Source organism: Nitrososphaera sp. (assembly GCF_050748925.1).
Classification (GTDB): domain Archaea; phylum Thermoproteota; class Nitrososphaeria; order Nitrososphaerales; family Nitrososphaeraceae; genus Nitrososphaera.
Genome location: NZ_JBOGQF010000091.1, coordinates 1 through 7,373, shown reverse-complemented (window position 1 = coordinate 7,373; position 7,373 = coordinate 1). Strand labels below are relative to the sequence as shown.

The 7,373-nt window shown below is 55.8% G+C and carries 8 protein-coding genes; 4 read left to right on the top strand and 4 right to left on the bottom strand.

Going from position 1 to position 7,373, the window contains the following annotated elements; all coding sequences use genetic code 11:
- Positions 1-90: 90 nt before the first annotated feature.
- Positions 91-2,430 (top strand): FTR1 family iron permease, encoded by a 2,340-nt coding sequence (locus ACREAY_RS08330; protein ID WP_431755308.1) that lies wholly within the window; start codon positions 91-93, stop codon positions 2,428-2,430.
- Between the two features lie 18 nt (positions 2,431-2,448).
- On the opposite strand, the gene ACREAY_RS08325 is transcribed toward ACREAY_RS08330, so the two are convergent.
- The gene (locus ACREAY_RS08325; protein WP_431755307.1) at positions 2,449-3,267 is read right to left on the bottom strand and encodes an SIMPL domain-containing protein; all 819 of its coding nucleotides are present in this window, start codon (positions 3,265-3,267) and stop codon (positions 2,449-2,451) included.
- Positions 3,268-3,354: 87 nt separating this feature from the next.
- On the opposite strand from ACREAY_RS08325, the gene ACREAY_RS08320 reads away from it, so the two are divergent.
- Positions 3,355-4,425 (top strand): patatin-like phospholipase family protein, encoded by a 1,071-nt coding sequence (locus ACREAY_RS08320; RefSeq protein WP_431755306.1) that lies wholly within the window; start codon positions 3,355-3,357, stop codon positions 4,423-4,425.
- 201 nt (positions 4,426-4,626) lie between these two features.
- On the opposite strand, the gene ACREAY_RS08315 is transcribed toward ACREAY_RS08320, so the two are convergent.
- Positions 4,627-5,622 (bottom strand): hypothetical protein, encoded by a 996-nt coding sequence (locus ACREAY_RS08315; RefSeq protein WP_431755305.1) that lies wholly within the window; start codon positions 5,620-5,622, stop codon positions 4,627-4,629.
- An 86-nt stretch (positions 5,623-5,708) separates the two neighbouring features.
- On the opposite strand from ACREAY_RS08315, the gene ACREAY_RS08310 reads away from it, so the two are divergent.
- Complete coding sequence (locus tag ACREAY_RS08310; protein ID WP_431755304.1) at positions 5,709-5,969, top strand: nickel-binding protein; 261 nt, start codon at positions 5,709-5,711, stop codon at positions 5,967-5,969.
- Here ACREAY_RS08310 and ACREAY_RS08305 read toward each other — a convergent pair.
- Positions 5,962-6,819: a pirin family protein gene (locus ACREAY_RS08305; RefSeq protein ID WP_431755303.1), complete on the bottom strand. Its 858-nt coding sequence runs from the start codon at positions 6,817-6,819 to the stop codon at positions 5,962-5,964. The genes ACREAY_RS08310 and ACREAY_RS08305 overlap by 8 nt on opposite strands.
- 139 nt (positions 6,820-6,958) lie before the next feature.
- Here ACREAY_RS08305 and ACREAY_RS08300 point away from each other — a divergent pair, with 139 nt between their 5' ends.
- Positions 6,959-7,231 carry a hypothetical protein gene (locus tag ACREAY_RS08300; RefSeq protein WP_431755302.1) on the top strand — a complete coding sequence of 91 codons (273 nt, stop codon included), beginning with the start codon at positions 6,959-6,961 and terminating at the stop codon, positions 7,229-7,231.
- On the opposite strand, the gene ACREAY_RS08295 is transcribed toward ACREAY_RS08300, so the two are convergent.
- Positions 7,228-7,362 carry a hypothetical protein gene (locus ACREAY_RS08295; RefSeq protein WP_431755309.1) on the bottom strand — a complete coding sequence of 45 codons (135 nt, stop codon included), beginning with the start codon at positions 7,360-7,362 and terminating at the stop codon, positions 7,228-7,230. The genes ACREAY_RS08300 and ACREAY_RS08295 overlap by 4 nt on opposite strands.
- Positions 7,363-7,373: the final 11 nt, after the last annotated feature.

The following is a 7,373-nucleotide window of genomic DNA, read 5'->3' as shown; positions in this document are numbered from 1 at the left end:
GTGTTGTGACGCCCGAGATTCCGAACATGGTTTAAATATAGTGTGGAGTTAGGCTTACCTAATTGTGCCGCAACGGCACTTGATTTGATCTTGGCGTCGAAAAAAATAGCACTTGCATTGCTTGCTCTCATGGCCATCGCAGCATTTGCTCCTGCAGCGGCCTCTGCGCAGGCAGACGACGCCCGAACACTCATCGTCCTTGTCAACCTTGAGAGGATAAGGACGCAGCTATTGCTGACGGGACAGGACATCGACAAGGGCGACAGCGAAGGAGCGTTTGCGCACTCGTTCATTTCACATACCACGATATTCCCGGCAGTCAAGGAGCAGCTGAAAGAGGTCGACGAGCAGTCGTCAGCCGAGATTGAAGCGGCCCTGACGGACATGCCGCTCAAGATAAGGGCCGGCCAGCTTGCAACACAAGAGATCAAGGCCGAAATAGCAAGGATCGAAGAGATGATGGACAGCGTCATTGCGGGGCTGGAACTTGCAGGCGACAAGGGGATCGTGTCGCAAACGACCGTCTTTTTGCTCCGCGACGCCGTGCAATCGTACCAGCTGTCAAATGCAGGTTCTGGCACAGTCGACCATGAAAACGCCATCGGCCTTGTCAGCGTGGCCGAGTCCAAGTATGGCCAGATTGCAGGCTCGGTAGACGAGAGGCGCAACAACGAGATAAACCTGTTCTTTGCCGAGCTTGATTCGCTCCTGGCGCAAAAGGCCTCAAATGAAGAGGTAGCGCGCATCGCGTCGGCAATCGAGCGGGACCTGGCAGAGGACCTCTCGGTCAGCTCTGGCGCGACAGGGGGCGAGCACACACAATATTTCTCTACCATCCGCACGCTGCTTGCGCAGGCAGTGCAAGACGTCAAGGCGGGCGACTATCGTGCAGCCGACCAAAAGGCAATCACTGCATACCTTGACAACTACGAGTATCTTGAAGCGCCAATAGAGAAGCACGACCCTGAACTCATGGTCATAATAGAGGTGGAAATGCGCGAGGAGCTGCGCAAAATGATAAAGGCGCAGGAATCGCCGGAAGATATCGAAGCTTTTACCAATGGCATTTTTGTCAAACTGGATACAGCAGAAGAAATCCTTGACAATGACCCCGCACTCGGTACCGGCAGCGCATCCGCGCCAACCGGCTTTGCCGACATTAAAGGCCTGAGCCAGGGCTTTGGCGCGTACCAGGGCGAAAGAAACGCGATGGGAGAGGCAGAGGATGAGGCCAAGGCGGCCGTCAGGGCAGACATTGACCAGATCAGGTTCAAGCTGGACGAGGCACTTGGCCTGTATCAGCAGGGCAACAGGGAAGGCGCTTTGCTGACCGTGCGATCGGCGTATCTGGACAGCTATGAAAACGTCGAGCTCCCGCTGCGCCCAATCGACCCTGACTTTACCCTTGAAATGGAGATCCTGTTTGCGGAGCTCAGGAACCTTATCCAGGCCGGCGAGCCCTATGAACAAGTTCTTGCAAAGACATCGCAGATCAAAAACGGCCTTGACGAGTCCGAGCGCCTGGTGTCTGGTACCGGCCTGCTTGCTCCCACCATCGCGTTTTCCACGTCGTTTTCAATCATTTTCCGGGAAGGCCTGGAATCGGCGCTCATTATCGGCGCCATACTGACGTACCTTGAAGCATCTAGAAATGAGCGGTTCAAAAAGCACGTCTATTACGGCATAGTTCTCGCGCTTACCGGCACTGCCGCAACCTGGTTCGTCGCACAATACGTCATTGAAATATCCGGCGCTAGCCGCGAGCTCATCGAGGCCATCGCCGGCATCTCTGCCGTGGCCGTGCTGTTCTGGGTAAGTTTCTGGATACTGAACAAGGTGGAGACGAAAAAGTGGATCGAGTTTGTCAAGGCCAAGGTGTGGAAAGCGACCACAACGGGCAGCGTCATGGTCTTTGTCATGCTTTCGTTCTTCACCGTCTACAGGGAGGGCTTTGAAACCGTGCTCTTTTATCAGGCGATGCTGTCGTTTGCAAAATACATGGAGTGGTACGTGGCTGCAGGCATGGTGTCGGGCCTCGGCGTAATCGTGGGCATAACCTTTCTCGTGAGAAAGCTGGGCAAGAAACTTCCGCTGCGCGTCCTCTTTGGGCTCACCATGGGCATCGGCGCCTACATGTCGATTGCGTTCATGGGCAACGCGGTGCGCGAGTTCCAGGAGGTCGGCTACATATCGACCACGCACATGATTGGCACCATCCCGCGCCTTGACATCAACCTCGCGACGATGACGGGCATCCACCCGACGCTAGAGACCGTGGTCGCGCAAATAGCGCTGCTTGCAGTCTACCTGGTAGGCTCGACGTACGTTCTCATCCTGCAGCCAAGGCGCAAAAAGATTATAGAGTCTTCAAGAAAGTCAAGGGCCGACCTCGTAGGCAAAAAGGCCGACATTGACGTGGAAGACCACTAGGTTTTCAGAAAGCGGCTATTAAAAAAGAAGCCCCCTGCTGTATCCGAGCAGGTAGACCACGTTCACGCTGGCAGAGACATCCTGACTTGCCGCGATTATCGGCGACCCATCAATAACGCCGAACCTGGCCTCGGACGAATAGGCATACGGGCTCGGGTAATGCACAAAGTCGTTTATCGCAAGCGACTTTACGCCGGTGACTTTCGTGCCTGTTGCATCCGCGGCGAGATCCGCCTTGTTCCTGGCGTCCCTGATCGCGCTTACAATCAAGCTGTTGCGCAATTCTGCAGCCTTTTCGTCAGACAGCTGGAAGTTGACGCCGTTGATCCTGTTGGCGCCGGCGCCGACTGCCGCGTCGATCCACTTTGACGTGTCGTTGAGGTTATAGCTTGACACGAGTATCGAGTTGGTCACCGTGTAGCCCGTCAGGTTCTGCACGTTCCCCCGCGGGGAATATTCGTAGACGGGGTTTATGTTAAAGTCTGATGTGCTCGTCTCGTTCCTCTTGACCCCTGCCGCTTCAAGAGCGTCAAGGACCGCGTTCGTGGTCCCGGCATTCACGTCCAGAGCCGCCTTGGCCGTGTCTTTCACGGTGTCGACTGCGAAAGCCAGCTGGACTTTGTTGGGCTGCGCCTTTGCAGTTGCCGCGCCTGAAACCGATAGCGTCCGTTCCGTAGACTTGCTGGCGCCGGCGATCACCTCTGCAGGGTCTGCCGCAGAGACCTGGGCAGACGCTTCACTGCTTGCCAGGTTGCCGGCTGCAATAGCTGCTGCGATAAAGCCAGCGACCAGGACGGCCGCTGCCAAAAGAACTTTGTAGTGTCTTGTACTTTCCATGTTCCGGAAACTGGTTGCTGTTCATAAATAATTTTGCCCAAACGGCCTTTGCGTACCCTTTAAAGTGTAAAGTGCCGATAAAGGCCGTTGGACGAAATCCATGACGCATACGAGCCAAAGCACGAGACCGTGCTCGTGATGCAGGGAGGTGGCTCGCTTGGCGCGTACGAGTGCGGCGTCTACAAGGCGCTTGAAAAGCACGGCATAAAATTTGACATCGTCGCGGGGACGTCGATAGGGGCGATAAACGCCGGCATCATAGCAGGCTCGAAAAACCCTGCGCGGGACCTTGAAGATTTCTGGCTCTCTGCAGCCGAGTTTGCGACTCCAAGCATGCTTTCAGACGAGATGCGCGGCATAGTGGCTTCCACGTACAGCGCAATGTTTGGCAATTCGCAGATCTTTGCGCCCACATGGCACTGGCCTGTCGCAGGCAACCCTGTCTACAATTCGCCGTACCTTTATGATCTGGAGCCCCTCAAAAAGACGCTCATAAAGTACGTCGACTTTGACAGGCTGTCGCCGGGGCATACGCCGCGGCTCATAGTCTCTGCGACTGACATACAGACAAGCGATTCTGTAGTGTTTGACAGCCACCGGGAAAAGATAACGGCAGACCAGCTTGCGGCGTGCGCCGGCTTTCCCTTTTACGGCATATCCTGGACAAAGGTGGACGACCGCTATCTCTGGGACGGGAGCCTGTTGAGCAACACGCCTCTGCGCGAAGTCATCAACGAATCGCCCCGGAATCACAAGCACGTCTACATCGTCAGCCTGTTCCCAAAAAACCAAGACGCGCTGCCAAAGAACCTCGCCGACTCGTGGCACAGGGCGCGGGACATCATGCACAACGACAAGACCGACCACAGCATCCACATGTCAAAGCTGATAAAGCGCTACCTGACGGTGATGCGAGAGATGCACGACATGCTCAACAACGTCAAACTCGACGAAAAGATGGCAGGCCGGCTCCTGAAAGTCGAGCGGGAATACCACAAGCTGGCAACCGCAAGGGGCGCGATAATCGAGCGCGTCGTGAAAATAGAGCGCAAGGAAGACACGCACTATATCTTTGAAGATGCCGACTTTTCCATCGCCACGATAAAAAAGCTGATCCAGCAGGGCGAGCAGGATGCCGAGAAGGCCATAAAGGTATGACTGGAAGCCGTCTTGTAAATGGCCGGTATGCAAGGTTAATCAGATGCAGTCGTAGAGAAAAAGCTCATCGCGCATTTTCCCGCCGCACTGTACCGCGCTGCGCCTGCCTGTAGTATTAAAGAACAATTATTTTGCCATGTTTCCACTGGAAACGCGCGCTAGGGGGTAGAAGGGTGCGGGGGCGGGTTACATTTGCCTTTGCTAACCTTCCTGCTTCCAGTCGCGCCTGTAAGTCTCGTCTTTCATCTTTTGGCCCTTGAACATGTGGAAATACGCCTGCCTGGCGCTGCTCTGCCTTTCAACCTCTGCCTGCATCCACAGGTTTTCAAACATCGAGTAATAGGTAAACACGGTCGACTCGCTGTTGGAATGCGTCGCAAGCCCCGTCGCCTCGGCAAAATCCTTCTTGGCGTCGTCGTTGACCTCTATCGCCAGGGAAAAGCTCTGGTCGATGACAAACGTGGTTATCTTGGTCCTGAGCGACTGGCGGATAAAGCTGACGTTGATGCTGTCGTGCTTTTGCTTGGTCTTTTGCTTGGACGCGTCCTTCATATTTTCGTCGTCCACCTTGATGAGCACCTTTACGCTCACCCCGCTGTCGCTTGCCATGCCCAGAAGGTCAAGCAGGCCGTCGCTCTCTGCCCTGTAAAAAGAGTTGATGGTGGAAAAGAGCACCAGGATCTCAAACGCGGCAGAGCGCACAAGTTTTGTCGCCAGCCCAAGGATCTCTGCCGGGTCGCGGACGGTTTCAATGTATTCGGCCTGGGTGCCCCTCTCTATCTCTTTGACCTTGTCCTTTGCAGGAATCGCCCTGTCAAGCAGGCTGTCAAACAGGAACTGCTGCATCCTGACAAACGGCTCGTGCGCGCTGTAGAGCGCCCTGCGCTTTGCTCCCTCCAGGTAGCAGAGGTATTCCGACCCGTCTGCTATGCAAAAGCTTCCCGCAACCCCGTCCGCGTGGTGCAGGTCGGAGCGCCTCATCAGCTGCTTTGCGGCGTCCAAATTTTCATTCGTGATGTTGGCTATGATGCGCAGCTGCCTGCCCCTTTTCCTTTCAAGGCCCGCAAGGAATCCTGCCAGCTCTGCAGCTTCCAGAGGGCCGAGGTAGCAGTCAAGCCTCGAAGCGCCTGCAAAGCGTGCCAGCAGCTCCCTGGCGCGCTGGGCGCCTGCCAGCTGGAAAATCTCGTCGCCGTTCAAAGCCCGATCGACTGATCAAAAGGCCTCACTTGTAATTAAGAGTCATGGCAGGAAATCTTATATGCATTCTCTCAATCTATACTCTGATGCCCGTATTCCTCGACGTCCACAAGGTGCCGTTCAGCGAAGCAAACCTCAAGGAGCTGTGCATGTCGCCGTCAGACGAGTTTGGAGTCAGCCATGTCAACCTCTTTTACAACAAGGACGCAAACGTCTGCTTCTGCCTCCTTGAAGGCCCGGACATGGACGCAATCGAAAAGCACCATGCCAAGGTCAACATAAAGTGCGAGTGGATAACCGAAGTGGCGCTTGCCCGGGACTTTAAATCCCTCCCCCAGGTCAAGTAGAGGCGGCGATGCTGCCCATCTTGCCGGCCCTATAGTCTTCAATCGCCTGGTGCACCTCTTCTCTGGTGTTCATCACAAAGGGGCCATAGCGCGCAACCGGCTCGTTTAGGGGGACGCCGCCTATCAAGAGCACGCTCAGCGCCGTTTTGGCTTTGATTTCTACCGCGTCTCCTTCCGTGCCAAACATGACCATCTGGCCGCGCCTTGCCTCCTTGCCGCCAAACGCCCCTTCGCCCTCTACCACGTACGCAAAGACGTTGTAGCCTGGGGGCACGGGCTGCGAAACGCTGGCCCCTTTATCGAGCGTAAAGTGCAGGTACATGATGGGGGTGCGGGTGTCGACGGCCGCCTTTGCACCGAGCGACTCGCCTGCTATCACGCGCACCCTTGCGCCGCTCTTTGTCGCCGACGGCATCTTGCTCGCCGGCACGTCCTGGTACCTGGGGGGCATCATCTTGTCCTTCTTTGGCAGGTTGACCCACAGCTGAAAGCCGTGAAGCTTGCCGCCTGCCCTTGCAAACTCTTTCTCAGGCATCTCCGAGTGCACGACGCCGGCGCCGGCAGTCATCCACTGCACGTCGCCGGGATGGAGCCTGCCCGCGTTGCCCTGCGAGTCTTTGTGCTCAAAACTGCCCTCCAGCAGGTAAGTCACGGTCTCAAACCCGCGGTGGGGGTGGTCGGGCGCGCCCTTGGCCTCTCCAGGCGCCAGTTCCATGGGGCCCATCTCATCCAGGAGCAGGAACGGGTCGAAAAAATTGAGCGCATTTGTGGGAAACGGCCGGTGCACCAGGAACCCTTCGCCTTCCATGGTCTCCGTTGCATTTACAATCTTGCTGACTGTGCGATTCATAGGCTATAATGCAACACCGCATATTTAAGACCAGTAGTAATAACTGACCAAGTATGTTATGGGTACCTAATCTGGTAAGCCGTTGCTGACTGGAACCGCAGAACGCTTATAAAAAAGGACTCTTCCAATACCGACGCTATTGGCACACTCTTCTTTTAGGGTCCAGGCGCACAAGTTCAGCCCGGACAACATCCAGACGACCCTCGTTTGCTCAAAGTGCGACGAAGTATTCCAAAAAGAGTTCCCGCTCGACCTTGAGGGCCAGACGACCGAGTTCAAGTGCCCGGTATGCGGCGTCCCCGGCGAAGTGGACCTCCCCTACAAGAGCGCGGACGAGCGCGAGAAACTCGAAGAAGAGTTTGAAGAGGCAGAGGAAGAAGAGTCCGGCGAAGAGGCCGAAGATGAGTACTAGCTCTTTTTGCCCAGCTTTCCAAGTTGCGCCAGCAACGCAGCCAATTGTATTTCCGGGTGCGCGCCTGACGCGAGCCTGTAGTCGTATTCTGCCATTATCGCCGCTAACTCGCCTGGCTGCTCTATCTTCATTTCGTACGCTT